The sequence below is a fragment of the Alkaliphilus metalliredigens QYMF genome (genome assembly GCF_000016985.1).
Lineage (GTDB): Bacteria > Bacillota > Clostridia > Peptostreptococcales > Natronincolaceae > Alkaliphilus_A > Alkaliphilus_A metalliredigens.
The window spans coordinates 445,903-466,267 of sequence record NC_009633.1; the positions used below are offsets into that span (position 1 = coordinate 445,903).

At 36.7% G+C, this 20,365-nt stretch carries 27 protein-coding genes; 26 read left to right on the top strand and 1 reads right to left on the bottom strand.

Features of this window, described 5'->3' with window-relative positions:
* The first annotated feature begins 21 nt into the window (after window positions 1-21).
* The 26 genes from AMET_RS02160 (at window position 22) to AMET_RS02270 (ending at window position 19,335) form a co-directional block, all read left to right on the top strand.
* Window positions 22-276: a hypothetical protein gene (locus AMET_RS02160; RefSeq protein WP_011971564.1), complete on the top strand. Its 255-nt coding sequence runs from the start codon at window positions 22-24 to the stop codon at window positions 274-276.
* Between the two features lie 60 nt (window positions 277-336).
* The gene (locus AMET_RS02165; RefSeq protein ID WP_011971565.1) at window positions 337-660 is read left to right on the top strand and encodes a hypothetical protein; all 324 of its coding nucleotides are present in this window, start codon (window positions 337-339) and stop codon (window positions 658-660) included.
* Window positions 644-772, top strand: a complete 129-nt coding sequence (locus AMET_RS26785; protein WP_278184226.1) for a hypothetical protein — start codon at window positions 644-646, stop codon at window positions 770-772. The genes AMET_RS02165 and AMET_RS26785 overlap by 17 nt, the downstream gene beginning before the upstream one ends.
* Window positions 769-2,526 (top strand): phage tail tape measure protein, encoded by a 1,758-nt coding sequence (locus AMET_RS02170; protein WP_011971566.1) that lies wholly within the window; start codon window positions 769-771, stop codon window positions 2,524-2,526. The genes AMET_RS26785 and AMET_RS02170 overlap by 4 nt, the downstream gene beginning before the upstream one ends.
* A gap of 12 nt (window positions 2,527-2,538) precedes the next feature.
* Window positions 2,539-3,129, top strand: a complete 591-nt coding sequence (locus AMET_RS02175) for a phage baseplate protein (protein ID WP_011971567.1) — start codon at window positions 2,539-2,541, stop codon at window positions 3,127-3,129.
* Window positions 3,126-3,455, top strand: coding sequence for a phage baseplate plug family protein (locus AMET_RS02180; RefSeq protein ID WP_011971568.1), 330 nt, complete (start codon window positions 3,126-3,128; stop codon window positions 3,453-3,455). The genes AMET_RS02175 and AMET_RS02180 overlap by 4 nt, the downstream gene beginning before the upstream one ends.
* Window positions 3,442-4,218 (top strand): phage protein, encoded by a 777-nt coding sequence (locus AMET_RS02185; RefSeq protein ID WP_011971569.1) that lies wholly within the window; start codon window positions 3,442-3,444, stop codon window positions 4,216-4,218. The genes AMET_RS02180 and AMET_RS02185 overlap by 14 nt, the downstream gene beginning before the upstream one ends.
* Window positions 4,215-4,511, top strand: coding sequence for a hypothetical protein (locus AMET_RS02190; protein WP_011971570.1), 297 nt, complete (start codon window positions 4,215-4,217; stop codon window positions 4,509-4,511). The genes AMET_RS02185 and AMET_RS02190 overlap by 4 nt, the downstream gene beginning before the upstream one ends.
* Window positions 4,508-4,873 carry a DUF2634 domain-containing protein gene (locus tag AMET_RS02195; RefSeq protein ID WP_157047130.1) on the top strand — a complete coding sequence of 122 codons (366 nt, stop codon included), beginning with the start codon at window positions 4,508-4,510 and terminating at the stop codon, window positions 4,871-4,873. The genes AMET_RS02190 and AMET_RS02195 overlap by 4 nt, the downstream gene beginning before the upstream one ends.
* A complete protein-coding gene (locus AMET_RS02200; RefSeq protein WP_011971572.1) occupies window positions 4,866-6,053 on the top strand; it encodes a baseplate J/gp47 family protein in 1,188 nt (395 codons plus the stop codon). The genes AMET_RS02195 and AMET_RS02200 overlap by 8 nt, the downstream gene beginning before the upstream one ends.
* Window positions 6,046-6,675 (top strand): hypothetical protein, encoded by a 630-nt coding sequence (locus AMET_RS02205; protein ID WP_011971573.1) that lies wholly within the window; start codon window positions 6,046-6,048, stop codon window positions 6,673-6,675. The genes AMET_RS02200 and AMET_RS02205 overlap by 8 nt, the downstream gene beginning before the upstream one ends.
* 10 nt (window positions 6,676-6,685) lie before the next feature.
* Window positions 6,686-7,255 carry a hypothetical protein gene (locus AMET_RS02210; protein ID WP_011971574.1) on the top strand — a complete coding sequence of 190 codons (570 nt, stop codon included), beginning with the start codon at window positions 6,686-6,688 and terminating at the stop codon, window positions 7,253-7,255.
* Between the two features lies 1 nt (window position 7,256).
* Complete coding sequence (locus AMET_RS02215; protein ID WP_011971575.1) at window positions 7,257-7,505, top strand: hypothetical protein; 249 nt, start codon at window positions 7,257-7,259, stop codon at window positions 7,503-7,505.
* Window positions 7,498-7,632, top strand: a complete 135-nt coding sequence (locus tag AMET_RS24735; protein WP_011971576.1) for an XkdX family protein — start codon at window positions 7,498-7,500, stop codon at window positions 7,630-7,632. The genes AMET_RS02215 and AMET_RS24735 overlap by 8 nt, the downstream gene beginning before the upstream one ends.
* Before the next feature lie 449 nt (window positions 7,633-8,081).
* Window positions 8,082-8,633 carry a tyrosine-type recombinase/integrase gene (locus AMET_RS27020; RefSeq protein WP_330368636.1) on the top strand — a complete coding sequence of 184 codons (552 nt, stop codon included), beginning with the start codon at window positions 8,082-8,084 and terminating at the stop codon, window positions 8,631-8,633.
* A gap of 46 nt (window positions 8,634-8,679) precedes the next feature.
* A complete protein-coding gene (locus AMET_RS27025) occupies window positions 8,680-9,081 on the top strand; it encodes a tyrosine-type recombinase/integrase (protein WP_330368757.1) in 402 nt (133 codons plus the stop codon).
* Between the two features lie 126 nt (window positions 9,082-9,207).
* On the top strand, window positions 9,208-9,909 hold the full coding sequence (locus tag AMET_RS02225) for an electron transfer flavoprotein subunit beta/FixA family protein (RefSeq protein WP_278184252.1): 702 nt from the start codon (window positions 9,208-9,210) through the stop codon (window positions 9,907-9,909).
* An 8-nt stretch (window positions 9,910-9,917) separates the two neighbouring features.
* Complete coding sequence (locus AMET_RS02230; protein ID WP_011971579.1) at window positions 9,918-10,907, top strand: electron transfer flavoprotein subunit alpha/FixB family protein; 990 nt, start codon at window positions 9,918-9,920, stop codon at window positions 10,905-10,907.
* Window positions 10,908-11,032: 125 nt separating this feature from the next.
* Window positions 11,033-12,184: a YkvI family membrane protein gene (locus AMET_RS02235; protein ID WP_011971580.1), complete on the top strand. Its 1,152-nt coding sequence runs from the start codon at window positions 11,033-11,035 to the stop codon at window positions 12,182-12,184.
* Window positions 12,185-12,277: 93 nt separating this feature from the next.
* Window positions 12,278-13,660, top strand: a complete 1,383-nt coding sequence (locus AMET_RS02240) for an FAD-binding oxidoreductase (RefSeq protein WP_011971581.1) — start codon at window positions 12,278-12,280, stop codon at window positions 13,658-13,660.
* 535 nt (window positions 13,661-14,195) lie between these two features.
* Window positions 14,196-14,441, top strand: coding sequence for a hypothetical protein (locus AMET_RS02245; protein ID WP_157047132.1), 246 nt, complete (start codon window positions 14,196-14,198; stop codon window positions 14,439-14,441).
* Between the two features lie 2 nt (window positions 14,442-14,443).
* Window positions 14,444-14,668: a DUF3791 domain-containing protein gene (locus AMET_RS02250; protein WP_011971583.1), complete on the top strand. Its 225-nt coding sequence runs from the start codon at window positions 14,444-14,446 to the stop codon at window positions 14,666-14,668.
* Window positions 14,669-15,004: 336 nt separating this feature from the next.
* A complete protein-coding gene (locus tag AMET_RS02255; protein ID WP_041720256.1) occupies window positions 15,005-16,864 on the top strand; it encodes an IS1634 family transposase in 1,860 nt (619 codons plus the stop codon).
* Window positions 16,865-17,099: 235 nt separating this feature from the next.
* A complete protein-coding gene (locus tag AMET_RS02260; RefSeq protein ID WP_011971587.1) occupies window positions 17,100-17,498 on the top strand; it encodes a hypothetical protein in 399 nt (132 codons plus the stop codon).
* A 49-nt stretch (window positions 17,499-17,547) separates the two neighbouring features.
* Entirely contained in the window at window positions 17,548-18,318 is a 771-nt protein-coding gene (locus tag AMET_RS02265) for a DnaJ domain-containing protein (RefSeq protein ID WP_011971588.1), read from the top strand.
* Between the two features lie 537 nt (window positions 18,319-18,855).
* Window positions 18,856-19,335: a VanZ family protein gene (locus AMET_RS02270; protein ID WP_011971589.1), complete on the top strand. Its 480-nt coding sequence runs from the start codon at window positions 18,856-18,858 to the stop codon at window positions 19,333-19,335.
* A gap of 72 nt (window positions 19,336-19,407) precedes the next feature.
* Here the strand turns inward: AMET_RS02270 and AMET_RS02275 are convergent, their stop codons facing one another.
* The gene (locus tag AMET_RS02275) at window positions 19,408-20,115 is read right to left on the bottom strand and encodes a glutamine amidotransferase (protein ID WP_011971590.1); all 708 of its coding nucleotides are present in this window, start codon (window positions 20,113-20,115) and stop codon (window positions 19,408-19,410) included.
* Between the last annotated feature and the right edge of the window lie 250 nt (window positions 20,116-20,365).

Genomic DNA, 20,365 nt, shown 5'->3' on the forward strand with positions numbered 1-20,365 from the left:
CAAAAGGTTAGGGGGGGTATTATGTTTAGGATAGTAAGTGCTTTTATTAGTTTTCCATGGATCGGATATTTACTTGGAGAAACAACAGGGGCTTTTATAGGATTGATACTAGCGGTTCTATATATTCCAATTGAAAAATTTCAGGGTAAGCCTAAAGAAAAAAAAGAAGTAAGTGCAGAAAAAGTAAAACTAACTGGATTTCCTAAATTCGCAAGAATACTTTTGATTGTTTCGTTCACATTTACTACATTAGTAATGTTACTGATTTATTTGTAAAAGTAATAAGAAAGCATCTGAGAAGGTGCTTTTTTAATATCCAAAAATAGGAGGGAAATTATGAAAAATAAAATTACAGTCGAGGGCGTTGAGTATATATTTCAAAAAGTTACACCAAGGGAATGGCTTAAAATTAGGGAAAGGTCAAAAAATAAATACGGAAATTCATCTCAAGAGCTCCTTTACACCGAAGTATTTGAACATGTAATTATAAGTCCTAAAGTGGGAATAGATGATTTCGAAGAAATTGAAACGTTAGAAGAGGTCATAACAGCAGCCATAAACTTTCAATGCAAGCGACAAAGAAAAGAAGAACAAAAACTATCACGACATGGCCAGAAAGAATTGGCTAATATGGAGACTGGTGATGGAGGGCAAGATTAGCTATACGGAAGCTTGTAGTATGAGTGAGGATGACTTAGAAGAAGCTAATGCAGCCCTCGACATATACATTGACCTTATTATAGAGCAACGTAATGAAGGGGGGAAGAAATGAGTCTCAGGAGTTTAATTTTTGATGTTGCATTCAACGGGAATGCGAGCGCTGTTGTACAGATGGATGATGCTACCAATGAGTTAAGAGAAACTGCCATGGGAGCAACCGAAAACATCGAAGGCATGGATTCAGCAACTGATGAACTAGGAAGAACTACAATGGGTGCAGGGAAGGTAATAGAAGAGAATTGGAAGAAGATTACTTTGGCAGCAGGAGCTACAGGATTAGCTATTGAAAAAATGGCCAGACAACAAGCTGAATTGACTACTGCTACTAGAGGATTAGCTGTCACAACAGATATGACAGAAAAGGAAATAAGAACAATGGTTGGTTCACTAACTGATCATACTTTTGCAACTGAGGATGCTCTAGCTGGAATGGACAGGCTTCAACAGTCTGGTTATAACACGCAAAGCCAATTCGAAAGTTTATTGCCTGTGTTTGATACATTTGCAGACGCGACGGGAAAGGATATGGTTTCTGGTATAGACTTCTTTGATCGTACGCTGTCAGCTTTGGATATACCACTGACTGAAGCAGAAGAACATCTTGATACAATGACTTGGCTTATTACTCAAACTACCGTAGGGATGGGCGAGATGGGACAATTAATGAGAAGGGAAGCTCCGACGTTAAGAGCCATGGGATTAAATGTAGATGAAATAGCAATTGCTATGGCAGGATTAGAGGCAGAAGGCATCAGGGGTCCTAGAGCGGTATCTGGATTTCAAAATGCTTTAAAAGATGCCGAAGGCGATATAGAGAGGTTTTGGAAAGAACTAGGCGTGTCACAAGAAGTATTAGAGAATCAAAGTGAAAGACTGTTAGAGGCTGAGGGATTGACGCAAGCTTTAGCAGACGCCAATAACTCTGGTGATACAGCTATGCAAAAATTAACCAGTGCAGCAGAACAATTGGCCTATCAATACGGACCATTGATTGAGCTATCAAGTAGTTTGGTACCCTTATTGCTAGCAGCGGGACCAGCAGCAAAAATAGCTAGTGCAGCATTTGCGGTTTTAGCGACTCCGGTAGGAGCTGTAGGCGGCGCAGTAGCAGTTTTGGGCGTTGGTGTATGGCAACTATGGAGGAACTGGGATGCAGTTACTGAAAGGTCTGGCGATGCCATGGATTGGTTATTAGATAAATCGGATAATGTAGTGAATGGTACAATTGATAAATTTGCTGAACTTGGAAGTAGAGCGAGCGCCTATGTAAATGATATGGCAAGCGACATCATAGATTCTATAATGAGCTATCCACCATTACAAGCTGTAAATGAGGTATGGGATGAGACCCTAGCATATTTGAATGGGATTGATCTTCGTGAAGTAGGATCTGACATTGTACAGGGCTTAATCAATGGTATAACAAGTATGGGTTCGGATGCAGCACAAGCAGCCAGGGATGTAGCGAGTGGTATAGGCAATTCAGTAAAGAGCTTCTTCGGTATTAATTCAGACTCAAAGCTCATGATCGAATATGGAGGGAATATAGTAGGGGGATTAGAAACAGGAATCGATTCCTCTATTCCAAACACAACAAAGTCTATGGAACGCATGACAGACAGAGCATTGAGTGGAGCAGTAACAAACAACTCTAAAATGACATTTAGCCCTAATGTCAAGATAGAAGTGGGAAATGGTACAAATGCTAGGCAAGCAGCAAATGAATTAGAAAGAGAATTTAATTCTCTTATGGATAGATATGCTAAGAAATTAAGCCTGAGGAATCCTGCATTAACAGAGGCATAGCGAGGTGAAAAGATGGCTAGAGTAAAGCTTGGCGAAGTAGAATTTTCAACGGTAGGAAATGAAAGTCCTGAATTCAGTAATGAAATCACAGATAGACCTGTAGAGGATATTGGCACTGTATCTGATCATATCAATAATAAGCCTACAATTCTGGCCATAGATGGGTATGTTACTGGAATACATGCAGGACAAAAAATAAGCGTATTGAGAAGATATTTTAAGACCAAAGAATTATTAAAGTATGTAGGTAGAAATATTTTTGACAACATGTCTATTGAAATATTTAGAACGGATCACAATAATAGGGTCGCTAATGGGTTTAGCTTTACCATGCTATTAAAGGAGATAAAGGTTGCAAAGAGTCAAACGATACAGATACCATTAGCTGATCCTGTAAGTCCTAAACCTCCTGCTGTAGCAGTTGCAGCGGTCAAAACACAGACTAAAGAAGTAACTAACAAAGGGACACAGTCGGTCAGAGGACAATCCGCGGACACACAAAGATACCAAGCTCTGTATGATAAATATGAAGCAGAAAAAAGAAGTGTCGAAGCAGCGGCAAAAATACAAGCTAGCTTTGATAGGGGGTTTAGGTCATTATGATAGATTACATTTCAATAGAAAAAAACTTAATCCCTTATCAATTTGATATCCAGCTAGGTGGGATTACCTTCACGTCAGAAATTAATTACAATGGAGAGTATGATTATTTTACTATCGACCTTTATAAAGGAGAAGAAGTTGTTTTATTGGGAGAAAAGATAGTATATGGAAAACCTTTGTTTACAACATTTCTGCATCTACCCATACCGCCTGTACTGATAGTGCCTCTTGATTTAGCAGATGAAGAGACTAGGGTGACTTACGAGAACCTTAACGTAAAAGTATTTCTATACATTATAGGAGATGAACCTGATGCTATTCAATAGAAAAGTTGAATTGATAATAGGAAATAAATCATATTTGAGCGATAACATTGATATTGATTTCAGTGTGCCATTTGACAGTGATCCAGAACCAAATATATGTGATGTGTCAATATACAATTTGAGTATGGATAGCATTAATAGAATCGGAAAGAGTACTGAAGTAATACTGAATGCAGGGTATGGAGAGGATATAGGGGCTATATTAGTAGGAACAGTTGCTGATTATGAGCAGAGAAATATTGGTACTGACTTAGAATTCAAAATGATGATTGCACCAGGCATTGATAGGTGGATGAGTAAAACTTTTAGCAAGTCCTACAAAGAGGGAATGAAAGCATCCACAATATTAAGGGATGCTTTAAGTAGTTTTGGTCTTGAAATTGGTGAACTGAGACTTGCAAATGATATTACTTACAGTAAAGGCAAGGTAGTAAGTGGAATGCTAAAGAACACAATTAAAAATATTGCCACTGAAGCTGGGAGTAAGCTTTACATTAAAAATAACATTGCATTCGTTAGGCCTCCCAATGCTGGGACTGCCACAGGCTTCTTGCTAAGTAGCAAGACTGGTATGGTTGGTTCTCCTGAGCCTATCATTATCGATGATAAAAAAGGATACAAAGTGAATATGCTATTGAATAATAAAATGAATACAGATAGTTTGGTCCAGATTGAATCTAGAATTGTGACAGGCAACTTTAGAGTAGTGAAAGGCCAGCATCTTGGGGATTTTATTACAGAGGTGGAGGTGTTGCCGATATGATAGATAAAGTGATACAAGATATTTTAGAAGAAAGATTAGCAGACCTACACACTTTTATGTTATGCCGAGTGGTATCTATTACACCGCAATTAACGATAAGACCTATTCCAAAGCGCAAATATAAAAATGGGAGAACGGAAGCTTACCCTATTATTATAAATCCCCTGAAGTTGAAGAATATACCACTAGAGAAGGATGATGTTGTGGCTGTGGCCTTTAGCGAAAGAGCTTTAGACGGAGTCGGAAGTAGGAAACACGATTTAACTGATGCAGTGATACTAGGGGTGATATGATGAAAACCTTTAAAATAGTTGATGACGATATTGTTTTTGATGGACAGAACAACATTGTAATGGTAGAAGGCAAAGATGAAGAAATTCAAAGTATAAATAGGGTTTTCACAACCAGGCTTAATGAATTTTTTTTAGAACCAGAGCATGGCTTTGACTATTCTGTTTTGCAGACAAAGCAAGTGGATGAAGAACAAATAAGGTTAGCGGTTATTGAAGCAGCTAATCAAGACCCAAGAGTCCAGGAGGTAGAAGAGTTAAACATTATAGTTGAAAGAAAAAGCAGAAAGGTCACGATTGACTTTAAAGTTAAAATGCAATCAGGGGAACTCTTAGAAGGTCAGGAGGTGTTAGATATTGCCTAGTTTTGGATTAGGGGCTAAAGGATTTAAAAGAAAGAAATACAATGACATAATTGAAAGCATGAACACTAGAGCAAGAAACCTGTTCGGTGAAGATGTAAATGTTAGTCCCAGAAGTCCATTGGGGCTATTTTTTCGAGTAATTTCATGGAGTGTAGCTATATTATGGCAACTTGCTGAGAAGGTTTACTTTAGTGGTTATGTGGATACAGCAGAAGGGAATCAACTTGATTATGTAGGAAAGTATATTGGCATTGAGAGGAGATTGGCCCAACTGTCGGAAGGTGAACTTACGATTACCGGTGACGCAAGTACTATTGTGCCCCAGGGCTTTGTTGTGGAAACTAATGATGGTATACAGTTTCAAACTATAGAGGAAGCAACAATCGATGGAGCTGGTGAAGTAACAGTGCCTATACAAGCAATTGTAGCAGGTATAGAAAGCAATGTACCAGCTAATACGATTACAGAGATTACAAACCCTACAGAAGGCATCGATGAAGTAACTAATACTGCTCCTACAACAAATGGTAGAAACCCAGAATTAGATCAAGAGTTTAAGGAAAGATATGCTATATCTGTTAGTCGTGGTGGTGCCAGTACATTAGATAGTATTAGAGCTAGTTTACTTGAATTAGATGGAGTCAGAGCATCTCTAGTGGTAGAGAACAACACAATGATTACTGATGCTGATGATAGACCTCCTAAGAGTATAGAGTGCTATGTTTTGGGTGGTAATAGTGAAGATGTAGGTAAATCTATATTAGATACTAAAGCAGCTGGTATAGAAAGCTTTGGTGAAGAAACAGTAACCGTAAATGATGATTCAGGAAATCCACATGATATTAAATTTACTTATGCGGATGTAGTAGATATTTACAGTAACATTAGCATTACTAAAAATGATAAATATCCCACCAATGGGGACGATCTTGTTAGAACTGAATTGATAAAATTCATCGGCGGACTTGATGAAGATTCTAATGTTTACACAGGCTTGGGTATGGGTCAAGATGTTGTCTATACTAGGCTAATTAAAGTTATCTATCGTATAGATGGCATTGATGATGTAGACCTGGAAATAGGGGTAGATGGTATAAACTATAGTGTCAATAATATTGTCATAGCACAGGCAGAAGTAGCTGAAATTGATTACACCAAGGTGGTGGTTACTAGTGCTTAATTTGTTGCAAAGATTAACTGATAACTATAGAAAAGACTCTAGTATCAATATAGGGAAACTTTTAAATGTAGTAGTCGGAGAACTTGAAGAAGTAAAGGATAGTTTAGAAACTACTGAAAAATATCGAGATATAGATCAAGCCATAGGTGCTACTTTAGATAAAATTGGCGTGAACGTGCAACAGTTTAGAGGTGTAGCTCCTGATGAAGTTTATCGAATACTTCTAAAATCAAAGATAGCAAGAAACTTATCTAAAGGTGATATCAACACTATAATAAGAGTCTTAGCTATTACCTTAAACACTGAGCAGAAAAATATCTATATACAAGAGTTGTATCGCACTTTAGATAATGAACCTGCCGCTATATTTGTTAGTGTTCCTGCTGCATTATTAAATTCGGTTGGATTTAGTGTTAATCAGTTTGGACGATTGGTTAATAGAATTGTAGCGGCAGGAGTAAGGGCAAATGTATTATTTACAGGTACTTTTGCCTTTTCTAGCCTTGAAAACGAAAGTGAGTTTGATATTGATGTAGGATTTGCAGATACAGATCAAACATCGGGAGGTATGCTGGGAGAATATTATGATCCTGTAGATGATACAAACTTACCATTAGATTAGGAGGGATACAATGTTTAATGAACAATTACCTGAATGGTTAAACGAGGGCACAGAACCACCAGCACAAAAGAAAAGTGATGGATGGTTGCCAACAGAAAAACCTCCTGCTGGATGGTTTAACTGGTTGTTTAACAAAATATATAAATGCATAAAAGAAATCAGGCAAAAAGTAATGAATTTAGATGAGGACTTAGGTTCGCATGTGGCAGAAAGTGTGTCGGAAGTTATAGATTTTCAAAGAGATGCGAGTATCCTAGGAACACAGCATATTGCTACACCAAGAAAGCCAAAGGGAATTACGCTTTATGCAAACATTACAGGCCAAGCGACTATAAGTATAGGTTTTTTTGGGCAAATAGGAGCACAAAAGTCCTTTTATTCAGGTTCGGGTAGTGGAATATGGCGACCTTACACGGGCTCCGCTATACTTATATCACAGGGAGATACTACAAATAGGCTCAGTGGTAACATTCGCAACGTGGAAAATGATGGGTTTGATATACTATGGAGTCAAGTTTCTGGGGCTAATACGGGTACTATTACAATAACTGCTATGGTTGTTTATCATGGGGAGGGATAAAATGAAATATTGCGTAATTAAAAACACTACAAAGGTAATAGATGGTTCTAGTAATTCCTCTGAAATAATGCTACAAAACGCACTAAATGCAGGACTTACAGAAGAAGAAATTGAGATATTAACAGAAGAAGAATATCAAGCAAGAAAGGATTTAGAACCGATAGCACCGAAAGAACCGACACTTGAAGAAAAGAATAGAGCTGATATTGATTATATAGCCATAATGACAGGGGTTGATATTGATGTTTAATAGAGTAAAAGAGTATTACGAAACAGGACTATGGAGTATTGACAGAGTTTTTAATGTAGTAGGTAAGGCAATTTCAGAAGAAGAATATCAAGAAATAACGGGATTTTTATATCCTGCTAAGTCATAATTAGGAGGTCGTTGTTATTATAAAGCGAATTATTTTTAAAAGACAATTAAAATTTTGGAGACATCAAAAAGAAGGCATAGAACACCTCTTAGAGTATTGCAATATTGATGAATCAAAAGTTATTACGCTTAAAATTAAACATGAATTTTATTGTAAAGCTGTAGATGTATTTAAGTATTTAACAACACAATAGGAACTTTAGACGTCATAAAAGGTTCAAATATCAATAAAAAAAGTTGGAAAATAATTGTAAACAGAACATATGTTTGGTATAATATAGATAGGAACAAAAAAGAGAAAAGAGCCCCCACTCGCAAAGTAAAAGGCTCTTTTCAAATCCAATCTCACGTAGGAGATCTTGCCTATAGTATATCACCATATGTAATTTTTGACAAGAATTGTATTTAGGATTTATATCTCCTGTGTGAGAAACACAGGAGGAGATTAGATTGAGAAAAGAAGAAGCTGTTGTTAGGATCGTAGGAAGACTAGACCTAGAATTTAATGGAATGCTAGATCAGCAAAAGGCTCGACAGATCATCCAAGAAGTGCTCTATGATTATGATGTAAATCCTGCCCAGAGGTCATTAGTTGTCCAAGATGACATGAACGACAAAATTCTACTATATCTAGCTTCTAAGAAAATTGACGGACTAGCAATGAGGACGCTTGAAGGTTATAGTAGAAATCTGAATAGGTTTGCCTATTATATGCGCAAAAACGTTGAGGATGTCACGACAATGGACATCAGGATGTATTTAGCAAGCTACGCTAAAACAGGTGTAAAAAATGGCACGATAGGGACCGAAACAGATATCTTAAGAGGATTTTTTAGATGGCTTGAAGATGAAGAATACATAAATAAAAGTCCACTTAGAAAAATCAAATCCCTTAAGCCAGAAAAAAGAATCAGGAAGGCACTCACAAATGAAGAAATGGAAATACTAAGAGACGGTTGCAAGACTTATAGACAAAAGGCTTTGTTAGAATTTTTTTTATAGTACTGGGTGCAGACTGGAGGAAGTAGAAAATGTTAAAAAGTACGATATAGACTGGCAAAGATTACAGTTAAAGGTTATCGGTAAGGGAAACAAAGAAAGAACGGTTTATATCAATGCTAAGGCAAAAGTACATATCCAGAAGTATCTCATGGCAAGATTAGATGAGGAAGAAGCTCTGTTTGTAACTGAAAGAAATCCAGTAAAAAAACTAGGACGAAGGAGCATAGAACGGGAATTTGACAAGATAGAAAAAACATCGGGAATCAAGAAAAGTATCTATCCTCATTTGATTAGGCACACTATGGCCACTCATTTACTTAATAGCGGGGCTGACTTAGGAACCGTACAGGCAATCCTCGGACACGAAGATGCTTCGATAACTCAAATATATGCTCAGATATCGAACACAAACGTAGAGCACGAATACAGAAAGCACATGATCCAATAGACTAGAAAAATTACATAAAAACATATAAAATAGAACTGTGGATAGGTTAATAAAATAACCCATATATCCACAGTTTTTTTTGAAAGTTATCTTGCGAATTTTTGCAAAAAAGTTTGCGAAACTACAATCAATCCATTTGATTTAAATGCCCTAGAAGCCGCTGTACAAATGAGTGAAAAAATAGAGGCTGAAATTATTGTACTGAGTATGGGACCTCCATCTGCTGAAAATGCCCTGAGGGAAGCCATCGCAAGGGGGGCCCATAAAGGGATACTCCTAAGTGATAGAAAGTTTGGGGGCTCCGATGTGAAAGCAACGGCACTAACCCTTTCTGCTGGTATTAATCACATTGGTGATTATGATTTAATTATTGCTGGGATGCAAACAGTGGATGGGGACACTGGTCAAGTAGGGGCTGAGGTAGCAGAAATCCTAGGGATCCCCCAAATAAGCTATGTTGAAGAACTCAATGACTTTGATGATGAATCCGTGACTGTCACCACAAACATATGGGAAGGTCTTTATTTAAAAAAAATAAAGTTTCCTGCATTAATGACAGTAACAAAAGAGATTAACGATCCGAGATTGCCTTCTTTTAAGAACAAAATGAAGGCAAGGAAGGCAGAAATCACCCTATGGGGGCAAAATGAGTTACGTGATTATCTAAGGGAAGACCAAATCGGACTTAAGGGATCCGCCACTAAGGTAAAGAAAATAGAAGTGCCAGCAGCTGCTGTACGAGAAGGAAAGCTCTGGAGAGATAATCATACTGAAGCCGTGGATGTTTTATATGACTTATTTGAAGTGAAGAAGGTATTGGAGGGGTAGGTGTGGAGATGGAATATAAGGGTGTATTAGTCTATGCAGAGCAAAGAAATCAACAGATACACAAGGTGACCTATGAGCTGTTAGATAAGGGGAGACAGCTGGCAGATCAATTGGGGGTTCAGGTTTATTGTGCATTATTAGGACCTGCTGATATAGATGCCCAGGAGCTTATTTATAGAGGTGCAGATGTGGTTTATTATATTGAAGATAATGAAGCCTTTAATGAACCTGATGAGCTTGTCTATGCTCGTAATTTACAGGACTTAATTGTAAAAATAAAGCCAGAAATCTGTATTTCAGGGGCGACTTCACTGGGAAGATCTGTAGCCCCAAGGGTAGCAGCGGCTATCGGAGCAGGCCTTACAGCTGATTGCACAGACTTACAAATTGATGAAGATAGAAAACTGATACAAATTAGGCCGGCATTTAGTGAAAATATTTTAGCCCACATTAAATCAGAGTGCATGCCTCAAATGGCAACAGTAAGATATAAGGAATTTTCTGAAGCAAAACGTGATATCAGTAGGACTGGAGAAATAATCAAATCCAGCAGTCTAGACTATCAAAATGATGCCATGGTATTTATCCAGGAACTCAGTCAGAAGAAATTAGATATCTCAGAAGCAAGTGTGGTGGTGTCAGCTGGGACGGGATTAAGGAGTCCTGAGGATTTCAAATTACTTAGTGAGCTGGCGGATCTACTTAATGGTGTGGTTGCAGCCTCTAGACCATTGGTTGAGGGGGGCTTTATTTCAAAGGACCATCAGGTGGGATATAGTGGCAATCGAGTGAAGCCAAAGATATATATCGCATGTGGTATATCGGGAGCACCACAGCATTTGGCAGGGATGAAGGATTCAGAGACCATTATTGCCATTAACACCGATCCCTCTGCACCGATTTTTAGTATTGCGGATCATGGGATAGTGGGAGATCTATATGAGGTTGTGCCGCTATTAATCAATAAGATTAAAAGCATGAGGGCTGTAAAGGTTTAACTATTGCAATAATAATACAATGTCCATGGGATTTGTATCAGGAGTTAAAGGCATCTAGAGGCAAAGTATAATTGTGTAGTGATAGATTACTGACGAGTGGGGCTATTAAAAAAGGGGGAGTATAAATGAATAAAAAGTCAGGAATGCCAGTATTTTTTGCATTAGCATTTGTATGGTTTACTACACATTTTGGAGGGGGATTTGCTTCGGGTGCACAGGTAATTCAGTATTTTGTTAAGTTTGGGTGGTTTGCAATTTTTACGCCGATTATATCACAGTTAATTATCGCAATTGTCCTATACTTTGCTTGGAAGTTTGCATTGGAGAAGAAGATGTTTGACTACAGAGACTGGGCCAATGAGTTTTATAAACCAATACAAGGAATTATGTCCAATGTATTTGAAATCATGTATAACTTAGTATTGGTCACTGCAACGGCTGTTGCGTTTGCAACTGGAGGAGCTACCATAGAAGGTGTATTCGGCACCCCCTACCTTTTAAATACAGTGGTCATTGCCATGGCACTATTATTATTAACGATATTTGGTGCAGAGCTAGTCCGAAAAGCAGCATCCATTATTGCTGTGATAATCATATCCGGTGTGGTACTGATTTATGTACCTAATGTCATTAGCTCATTTGGCCAAATCACTAAAAATGTAGCTGATCTAAGAAGCGGTGCCATACAAAATGATACAAGTTTTTTCAGTGCAATGTGGTCATCCCTTGTCTATGCTGGATTTCAGACGACTTGCATCGGTGCGTACATCGTTCATTCCAACATACTTAAGGATAAAAGTGATGCAAAGAAGGCTGCCCTGTGGGGTTTTATCATTAACTCAACGGTGTTAATGCTTTCTACCTTAGGAATATTGGCATTCTATAATGATGGGGTGTTAACAGAAAGTATACCAGCATTATTTGTTGTTAGAAATGGGGTTGGATCTTCATGGATGGTCCCATTAATATCTATTTTGATTATTCTAGGGGCGGTTTCAACCGGGGTCAACTTAATCTATGGTATATCCCGAAGAATTGTGAATTACTTGGGTAGAAGTGAAAGTCCGGCGGTGTTTAAGGAGAAGGAAAGAACAAGAAATATTGGTGCATCTGCCCTCTATGTAGCCATTACCTGGAGTATCGCACAATTTGGATTAATTCCATTAATTGCAAAGGGATATGGGACATTGGGATATATATCCATATTTGTTATCATACTTCCGGTGATCATAAAAGGAATCATTGGGTTGAAACCCAAAACAAAGGCCAAGGCATAGTCAATCACACCTAAGAGGAATCCCCTGTGAACCATGGATAGCACAGGGGATTTAAATAGCATGGTAAAATCAATGTAAAATGGAGGGATATAAATGAAGGTTGAAATCATTGAGAAAATGAAAAACATTGTGGGAGTGGATTGGGTGGTGACTGAGCTATCACGGATGCAGAGTTACCTATCCGATGAGACAGAGCATCTATTAAAGCCTAAGGCAAATGAAGACTGTATTGTTGTGAAGCCAAGTAGTGCACAGGAGATATCTGGAATCATGAAATATGCAAATCAGGAGAAAATACCAGTGGTGCCTAGGGGTGGAGGGACTGGCTTATGTGGCGCAGCCATACCAACTCACTCCAGCATCGTCATGTCCCTAGAACGACTGAATCAATATGTTGAATTAGATGATAAAAACTTAATGGTAACGGTGGACAGTGGCTTTACACTGGCTCAATTAAATGAAGAATTAAACAAACAAAAAAATCTATTTTTTCCAATACATCCTGGTGATGAGGGAGCACAAATAGGCGGTATGGTTGCTGAAAATGCAGGCGGCGTCAGTGCTGTAAAACATGGGATTATGAGAAATCATGTGAAGGGCCTTGAGGTGGTGCTTCCCACGGGAGAAATTGTTAATTTTGGGGGAAAGTTGATTAAGGATAATATGGGTTATGATATGCTGCATATGATGATCGGCAGTGAAGGCACATTAGGAATCATAACCAAGGTAATCCTCAAGCTTTATGCCAAGGAAAATCACAGGGGAACTTTACTGATCTCCTTTGATACTGGGGAAGATGCTGCAGCGGTTGTTCCTAAAATTCTACAAAGAGGAATCACGCCCCTGGCAATGGAGTACATGGAGCGGTATGTAGTGGAAAAGGCAGCAGAGCATCTGGGGCTAACTTGGCCAGCTAAAAAAGGCAGTGTGGATTTAATGTTTATTCTAGAAGAAACAACGGAAGATGAATTGTATGCCAAGAGCGAAATCATTGTAGAAATGTGTGAAAAACATCATGCGGTTGATAGTATGATCGCAGAGACTGCAAAGGAACAGCGTAATATACTGGAAATAAGAAGTAATGCCTATACAGCATTTAAAGAGGAGATCGCTGATGCATTGGATATGGCAGTTGCCCCAGCGTCGGTTCCAGATTTAGTGAGGGATATCAATACAATCGCCAAAAAGTACAATACAATATCGCCGGTGGTGGGTCATATTGGGGATGGTAACACCCATAATTTCATTATGCTTGTCAATGGTGAAAAACCATCATACCTTGATGAAATGAGACAGGAAATGTACGAGGCTGCCATAAAATATGGGGGAACAGTGACAGCGGAACATGGAACAGGTAAGACTAGGAAAAAACATATGAATCTCCAATTCTCAGACAGAGAAATAGAGATAATGAAGGGGATTAAGAAAGCCTTTGATCCTAATGGCATACTGAATCCAGGAACGATTATAGATTAATTGAAATTGAACAAAGAGGTGTTTTTCTTATATTATCCATAATTTCAGCTTGCTGGAACCAGTTCACTTTGAGCTATTGTCCCAAACTCTTTTGGGACTTTTCCATTTCCCACTGTTCTTCAGGCTACCAAACAAACTCTTTGGTGTAGTCCAAACCAAAAGGAGAGCCCCGATTAAAAAGAAAAAAATTGGATACAAGGCACCCAGAAAAGACATTTCTTCATATCCTTGTCTAAGTAATTGTTGACAATGTAGCTTTATAATACAAATATGCGGTTTTAGTTCATTTAGTACACAAAATTTAACTAACAAATATAAAGATAAAAAAGAACCAAAAGTGTCTGACCCAACTTATTAAATTTTATGATGTAGAGTACTTTTTACATTAATAAGTTCGAAGGAGCCCAGGCAGTTGGTGGAAAAACAGATGATGAAATTGATGCTGAGAAACTTATTTCAAGTTATTGATGGGAATATACACCATAAATAATAATGATTTGTTAAGAATGGGGCATATTATCTCTATAGGAGGTGTATGATGAGCCAGATGAAAGAATTTCAACCTGTATTACAAATGATTGTCTGTAGATTGGCACAAATGATTGCCAGGGAGATGGATTTATCTGATAAAGCCGCTTTAGATAGCCTTTATTTATCCAAGTTATACGAAGAGCTAGAGCGGGAAGAAACCAAGGTTTGGAACTTAAGCGTACCGACCCTCTTACGTATGTTTATTGAAGAGCAGGAAACAGGTATCATTAAGTTTCCACAGGAGGGATAGAAATGGATGAGACATTAGATTTTATGGTATATTGTATAGAGAGCTATAAAAATGCGGAAAACCTTAGGGGGAGAGAGGCTGTGGAACTGTTTAACAAGTACCATGTTTTTGATTACATTAAAGCAAGTCATGGAACACAGGATATGGCTTGTAGAGAATATATCATAGAGGATTTAAACATGTATATTGATGCACGAAGGCAAGTCGACACAAGGAGGAATCTTTAGGTGGAGGATAAGGTTTTTAATTTATTAGAAAAAATGTACTCTGATTTAAGTAGTAAAATTGATAACATGGACGAACAAATACAGGAAATGAAATCAATCATGACACCTTTTGGTTAAGTAAAACCAGAGGTGTTTTTCATTGTCTTACAATGATTAGTGTTTTTTCATAAGTTACTGTATAACCTGACTTCAGAACATAAATTCAGAACAAATGATGAGTAAATGTTTAAATTTGAACATTTCTCATTATTTTTTTGTTTATTTACGCCCACGACTTGTCGTGGTGAATAATATGATGTATAATGTAGTTAGAGGGATTTTATGGAGGGATTGTGCATGTATATTAGTAAATCTAAAAGACCAAATGGTAAGTATTTCATATCAATTGCTAAGGGGATTAGAGATCCTGAAACTAAGAAATCAAAAAAAATTCAGATTAAAGGTTTTGGTACTCATGATTTGGATTCTAAATCAGGTAAGAAAGCTCTTGTGCAAGCTGAAGCTGAGCTAAAAGAAATGATTAGACTAGATGAAGCTTCTCGAGGATTTGAAAACTTTGAAGATTTTATTGTATCCATGTCAAAAGATAAGCTTTCTCTTAAGCATAAAAATATTGGCTATCTACCATACTTAGAAATCTTTAACCAATTGAAATTACAAAGTTTCTTTTCTAAGATGGTCAAAGACTCTAAACTTGATTATTCTTTTAGCGATATGATGTTCTATCAAGTACTTGGTAGATTATTCAATCCTTCTAGTAAGCTTGAAGTAGCTACTAGAAAGGATGATTTCCTGTATGATTTTAATTTTGTAAATAACGATAATATTTATTCCTCTTTGGATGTTTTTTCTGGATTTAATAAACATAAATCTAAAGCGTTACAAGATGGCATTCAAGTCATAAACGATATGGAGATTCTCTTAGATACCGTTGATTCAGAGGCTAAAAAAATATTAGAAACTAACATAAACAATACCTCTCACGAATTAGAAGAACTAATAACGTCTTATGATAGTAATTTTGAAATGAATGAAAACAAACTTTTCAAACATCTCAATAAACATATGGAAAAGATTGTTCCAGAAAGAAATATATCTTTAGCCTTTTATGACTGCACAACCTATTACTTTGAGTCTTTTGATGAAGACGGTTTTAGAGAAAGAGGCATGAGTAAGGATAATAAAAGAAATGAAACACAAGTGGTTATGGGTTTATTAATAGACACAAATGGCATCCCTATTTCCTATAGGCTTTTCAAAGGCAACAAACATGAATTACATACCATGGAAGAGGTCATTGACGATATATTAAATAATTACACCATAAAAGAAATTATTATCGTTGCTGACAGAGGCTTAAATTCAAGGGCTAACTTAGAAATGATCCGTGGCAAAGGGCTTAACTACATTGTAGGTTCTAAGGGCAGTGCAGTGCCTAAAGATCTAAAAGAGAAGAAATTCAATTCATCTTGGAACATCACTTCTAAAGCCGAGGCTAAATATAAAAGCGGCTATATCACCAGTAAAAGAAAAGTGAGTCACAATGATGAAACCTATGATGAATTAATCATAAAAAAATATTCAGATGTCTACAAAGAACGGGAGATGTTTAAACAAGATAAAATGCTTGAAAGAGCGAAAAAAAATATAAAAGATTTTACAATTAATTCAACAACTAAATCTAAAAGCAAGTATTACAAAGCTGTTGATAATCCTAAAGAGAAAATAAACATTGAGATCGATGAAGAAAAAATTAAACAAGAACAAGAGAATTTCGGATATTTTTACATCGTTACCAATAAAGTAGAGATGAATCCAGCAGATATAATGGTGGCTTATAAATCCCTGTATAAAATTGAAGAGTCCTTCAGAATATTAAAAACAAATTTAAAAGCAAGACCTGTGTATCACTTTAAAGAACGAAGAATCCGGTCACATTTTTTAATTTGTTATTTGGCCTTAGTCATCCAGAGAGTATTAGAGTATAAATTAGAAGAGAAAAACGTTGAAATATCTACCCATGAAATAATCAATGGTCTAGAAGGGTTTGTTATAGATGAGATTGATTACAAAGTAGACAAATTATATATGATCTCAGACAAATTATTTAAGAGCAAAATAAACCAAGACATATTTAAAATTGAAAAGAATGTTCTACTGAGTAATGAAATCTCCAATATAATTAAAAAGATGTAGTGAGTGCAAAACAAAAATAAAAAGTACTGAAACCTCTGTAAACAGATGGCTTCAGCACTTTTTATTATGAATGATGTTCCGAAGTCAGGAAATACAGGAAATGAAATCAATCATGACACCTTTTGGTTAAGTAAAACCAGAGGTGTTTTTCATTGTCTTACAATGATTAGTGTTTTTTCATAAGTTACTGTATAATGGTGGTTTATAGGAAAGATTTCTTATTTTATTAGGGGTGATGATGATGAATTGGTTAAAAAAGTTTATGATTGGAAGGTCTGGAGGAGATCAACTCTCTATTTATTTACTTGCTTTATCATTGGTGTTAACCGTGATAGGTCAGCTTGCTGGAACATCAATAGTAGTGACAATAGGTTATATTCCTTTATTTGTGGCTATTTCCAGAGTGCTTTCAAAGGATGTGCAAAAGCGTAGGATGGAGAATTATAAGTTTGCTATATTTATTAGCCCCATTTACGCTAAGCTGAAAAAAGTAGAAAGTCGTATTAAAGGCGCCAAGACACATAAACATTTTAAGTGCGCTAATTGTAAGACCATGCTACGGGTTCCAAAGGGCAAAGGGGAAATCCTGGTGACATGTCCCAAGTGTAAAACAAAGTGTACCAGAAAGACATAACAAAATTGCCATTTAATAAAATTTAAAGCAGTAAGGAGAGTAACTGTAGATGAGAGTAATGAAGAAAATAGTAGGTAAAGTCATATATGCAATAGCCAAGGCGCTATCTGCAATACTGGACAGCTTAATACAGCTCATAGAGACCATGGTGCTACTTGCCAGGAGTTTTTCTAAAGGTTGCCTTGCTTTAATGAGCATGGGTGGTTGTTTGTTTTTCTTGTTTTTTGTTTTTCCCATAGGATCTAGGATATTGAGGAATCCCACTGCACTACTTGCCATCTTATTTATTTTAGTGTTTCCGATACTTGGGGCTCTCCTTGTATCCTATTTGAAGTATCTAAAATACATTACGACGGCGTATTTATTTAATTTAGGCAATTACCTGATGGATGGGGTAAATTATCAATATAAAGCCTTTAGTGAATACAAAGTAGCTTACAGAAAAGCAGAAGAGGATAGAAAAAGAAAAGAACAAAACCGTCATTATGAGCAGCAAAGAGAATGGGAAGAGCGATTAAGACAATGGCGGCAGCAAAATGCCCAGAGGGAGCAAGGTAGCTATGGTGGCCAGGGGAACTACGGCCATAGTTATGCAAACCCCATTGTTGAGTTTAAGAAGAAGTATGAAAAATGCTGTGATGTTTTAGGTGTATCCTATGATGCAGATAAATATCAAATAAAATTAGCATATAGAAGAAAAGCAAAACAGTATCATCCAGATGTAAATAAAGCGGCAGATGCAACAAAGATGTTTCAAGGGATCAGTGAGGCATATGAGTTTTTGAATGATGATAATATACAAAGATATAAAAGTGTATAGACTACAATGAACTTGATTCTGTACCTAAGAAAGATCTATCGCTGTGGAATTTTGCGATGGGTCTTTCTTTGTTTTTTAGCCCATTTTAATACACTGCAAATAAGGACTAGTAAAAGAACGGAAACTAAACTTCTCAAAGTGTTAATAGATACATCAAGAATCCGACCACTTCTATTAATTAAAAAATGCTGAAGAGCAATAGATTATCTATTAGAAGCGTAAAGACAGTCCAGCAGCGCTATAAGGAAGAAAAAAATGCAAAAAGGAAGGCTGTGATGGAAAAAATAATGGAGACAAATGATCCTTGAGTTTGTAGGCCTGTCATTAATGCTTATAGTGCCTGCAACCAAGTTGTGACAACAATAGGAATGAAAACAAGTATATATAATGATGGTGTAAAGTAAAAAAAGGGGAGCTAGGGTAGGGAAATATTTTTAAATTTGCAGGTCGCTTACTTTTTTGATAAAATAGAAATAAGGTAGTCCTTATATAAATAGTAATAAGAACCCAAAGCATGTTGAGTGATAGGAGACATATATGTTTAAAAACAAAAAAATAATAGTAATTTCATGGATAGCAGTCCTTCTCTGGATGGGACTGATCTTCTATCTCTCAGCACAGCCGGCTACACAGTCTAGGGAAGTAAGTGAGGGAGTAACAGAGATCTTCATGCAGACAGTAGAGCGAGTTGCTCCTGATGTAGCAGCAGAGCTAGATATAAGAATGTTAAATTATTTAATAAGAAAAAACGCCCACTTTTTTGCTTATTTAACCCTTGGGGTATTGGTTTTAAATGGGATGCGGAGAAGTGGTGTATCAGGTATTCGGGGAATTGTCATTGCATTTTTTATTTGTGTGTTATATGCAATTTCAGATGAAGTCCATCAGCTTTATGTCCCTGGACGTAGCGGTGAGCTAAGGGATGTTTTGATTGATAGTGCTGGGGCTATGGTTGGAATCGGGTTGTATTTAGGATTGGGCAAAATAAAGAAAAAGGTCATGATTAGCCGAGTTTAGAGTGCTGATTGTGATCTTTTGGTATTTTTTTGAATTGGTTTCACGTGAAGCGGTTATGGGTGAGGGACCAAATTATGTAAGTTCCATAAATCTTTGTAATAGAAGTTTTCCGTAACCATGTTCTTTAACCGAGGCGTAGACCTTTTCTAAATTATAGCCTTTTTTTGTAAGAAACCCTTCCTGTTGATGAATATATGAATGCATAATGTCTACATTAAATTCGGGGTGGAACTGTACGCCCCATATGTTTTTATTGATAAAAAACGAATGATGATGATCCATCTCATTCTGGGCTAATACTTGACCATGATTGGGTAGCATGGTAGCTGACTGTGAATGTACCACATGTCCTAAAAAGGTTTTAGGAAGTACACCTAATAATGAGTCTTTTTCTCCTGCTTCAGTAAGGGCGATACTAGCGGTACCAATCTCTATTCCCTTTGGGTTATAATCTGCTTTTCCTCCAAATGTTTGTGCCAATAACTGATGTCCATAACAAATACCAAGCACTGGAATAGGCTGGTATAGAAGTTGTGTTAACCACTGCGACAGATGAACACTCCAGTTTTCATAATCTGTAACCATTGAATGGGAACCAGTAATCATGATGGCTGATACCTGATTTAAATCAGGTAATGATTCATTTTTATAGACCGATGAAACATGAACGTCTTTAGGGCTAATCTCTATTTGATTCATAATAAAATCTTCGAAATCTCCATGAGCCTTTAGGATCGACGGAAATGTTGTACCTGTTTTAATGATTAATAATTTCTTCATATTTGCACCCTCTCTTTTAAAGTTTCACACGCTATACAGATTCTTTCGCTATTCATTGATATATTCCTCTAAAAATCTTATGTAAAGGGTTTGACTATCCACTATGTACTTAGGTTCTTAGATATTTTGGTTTTAAGAGAAATATCAAAAAAATAAATAAATTGAATATTGAATATATATTGACAATTCGAATATATATATATTATATTAGAATTGTAAACGATTACATTCTTTGTTTTACAAGGGTTCA

Bases quoted from the DNA above. Each gene is read 5' to 3' on its own strand.
- AMET_RS02175 (WP_011971567.1), top strand. From the start codon at position 2,539: ATGGCTAGAGTAAAGCTTGGCGAAGTAGAATTTTCAACGGTAGGAAAT.
- AMET_RS02245 (WP_157047132.1), top strand. From the start codon at position 14,196: ATGATGAGCCAGATGAAAGAATTTCAACCTGTATTACAAATGATTGTC.
- AMET_RS02215 (WP_011971575.1), top strand. From the start codon at position 7,257: ATGAAATATTGCGTAATTAAAAACACTACAAAGGTAATAGATGGTTCT.
- AMET_RS02235 (WP_011971580.1), top strand. From the start codon at position 11,033: ATGAATAAAAAGTCAGGAATGCCAGTATTTTTTGCATTAGCATTTGTA.
- AMET_RS02230 (WP_011971579.1), top strand. From the start codon at position 9,918: ATGGAATATAAGGGTGTATTAGTCTATGCAGAGCAAAGAAATCAACAG.
- AMET_RS02210 (WP_011971574.1), top strand. From the start codon at position 6,686: ATGTTTAATGAACAATTACCTGAATGGTTAAACGAGGGCACAGAACCA.
- AMET_RS02185 (WP_011971569.1), top strand. From the start codon at position 3,442: ATGCTATTCAATAGAAAAGTTGAATTGATAATAGGAAATAAATCATAT.
- AMET_RS02170 (WP_011971566.1), top strand. From the start codon at position 769: ATGAGTCTCAGGAGTTTAATTTTTGATGTTGCATTCAACGGGAATGCG.
- AMET_RS02255 (WP_041720256.1), top strand. From the start codon at position 15,005: ATGTATATTAGTAAATCTAAAAGACCAAATGGTAAGTATTTCATATCA.
- AMET_RS02190 (WP_011971570.1), top strand. From the start codon at position 4,215: ATGATAGATAAAGTGATACAAGATATTTTAGAAGAAAGATTAGCAGAC.
- AMET_RS02265 (WP_011971588.1), top strand. From the start codon at position 17,548: ATGAGAGTAATGAAGAAAATAGTAGGTAAAGTCATATATGCAATAGCC.
- AMET_RS02195 (WP_157047130.1), top strand. From the start codon at position 4,508: ATGATGAAAACCTTTAAAATAGTTGATGACGATATTGTTTTTGATGGA.
- AMET_RS26785 (WP_278184226.1), top strand. From the start codon at position 644: ATGGAGGGCAAGATTAGCTATACGGAAGCTTGTAGTATGAGTGAGGAT.
- AMET_RS02180 (WP_011971568.1), top strand. From the start codon at position 3,126: ATGATAGATTACATTTCAATAGAAAAAAACTTAATCCCTTATCAATTT.
- AMET_RS02160 (WP_011971564.1), top strand. From the start codon at position 22: ATGTTTAGGATAGTAAGTGCTTTTATTAGTTTTCCATGGATCGGATAT.
- AMET_RS02240 (WP_011971581.1), top strand. From the start codon at position 12,278: ATGAAGGTTGAAATCATTGAGAAAATGAAAAACATTGTGGGAGTGGAT.
- AMET_RS24735 (WP_011971576.1), top strand. From the start codon at position 7,498: ATGTTTAATAGAGTAAAAGAGTATTACGAAACAGGACTATGGAGTATT.
- AMET_RS02270 (WP_011971589.1), top strand. From the start codon at position 18,856: ATGTTTAAAAACAAAAAAATAATAGTAATTTCATGGATAGCAGTCCTT.
- AMET_RS02250 (WP_011971583.1), top strand. From the start codon at position 14,444: ATGGATGAGACATTAGATTTTATGGTATATTGTATAGAGAGCTATAAA.
- AMET_RS02165 (WP_011971565.1), top strand. From the start codon at position 337: ATGAAAAATAAAATTACAGTCGAGGGCGTTGAGTATATATTTCAAAAA.
- AMET_RS02275 (WP_011971590.1), bottom strand. From the start codon at position 20,115: ATGAAGAAATTATTAATCATTAAAACAGGTACAACATTTCCGTCGATC.
- AMET_RS02260 (WP_011971587.1), top strand. From the start codon at position 17,100: ATGATGATGAATTGGTTAAAAAAGTTTATGATTGGAAGGTCTGGAGGA.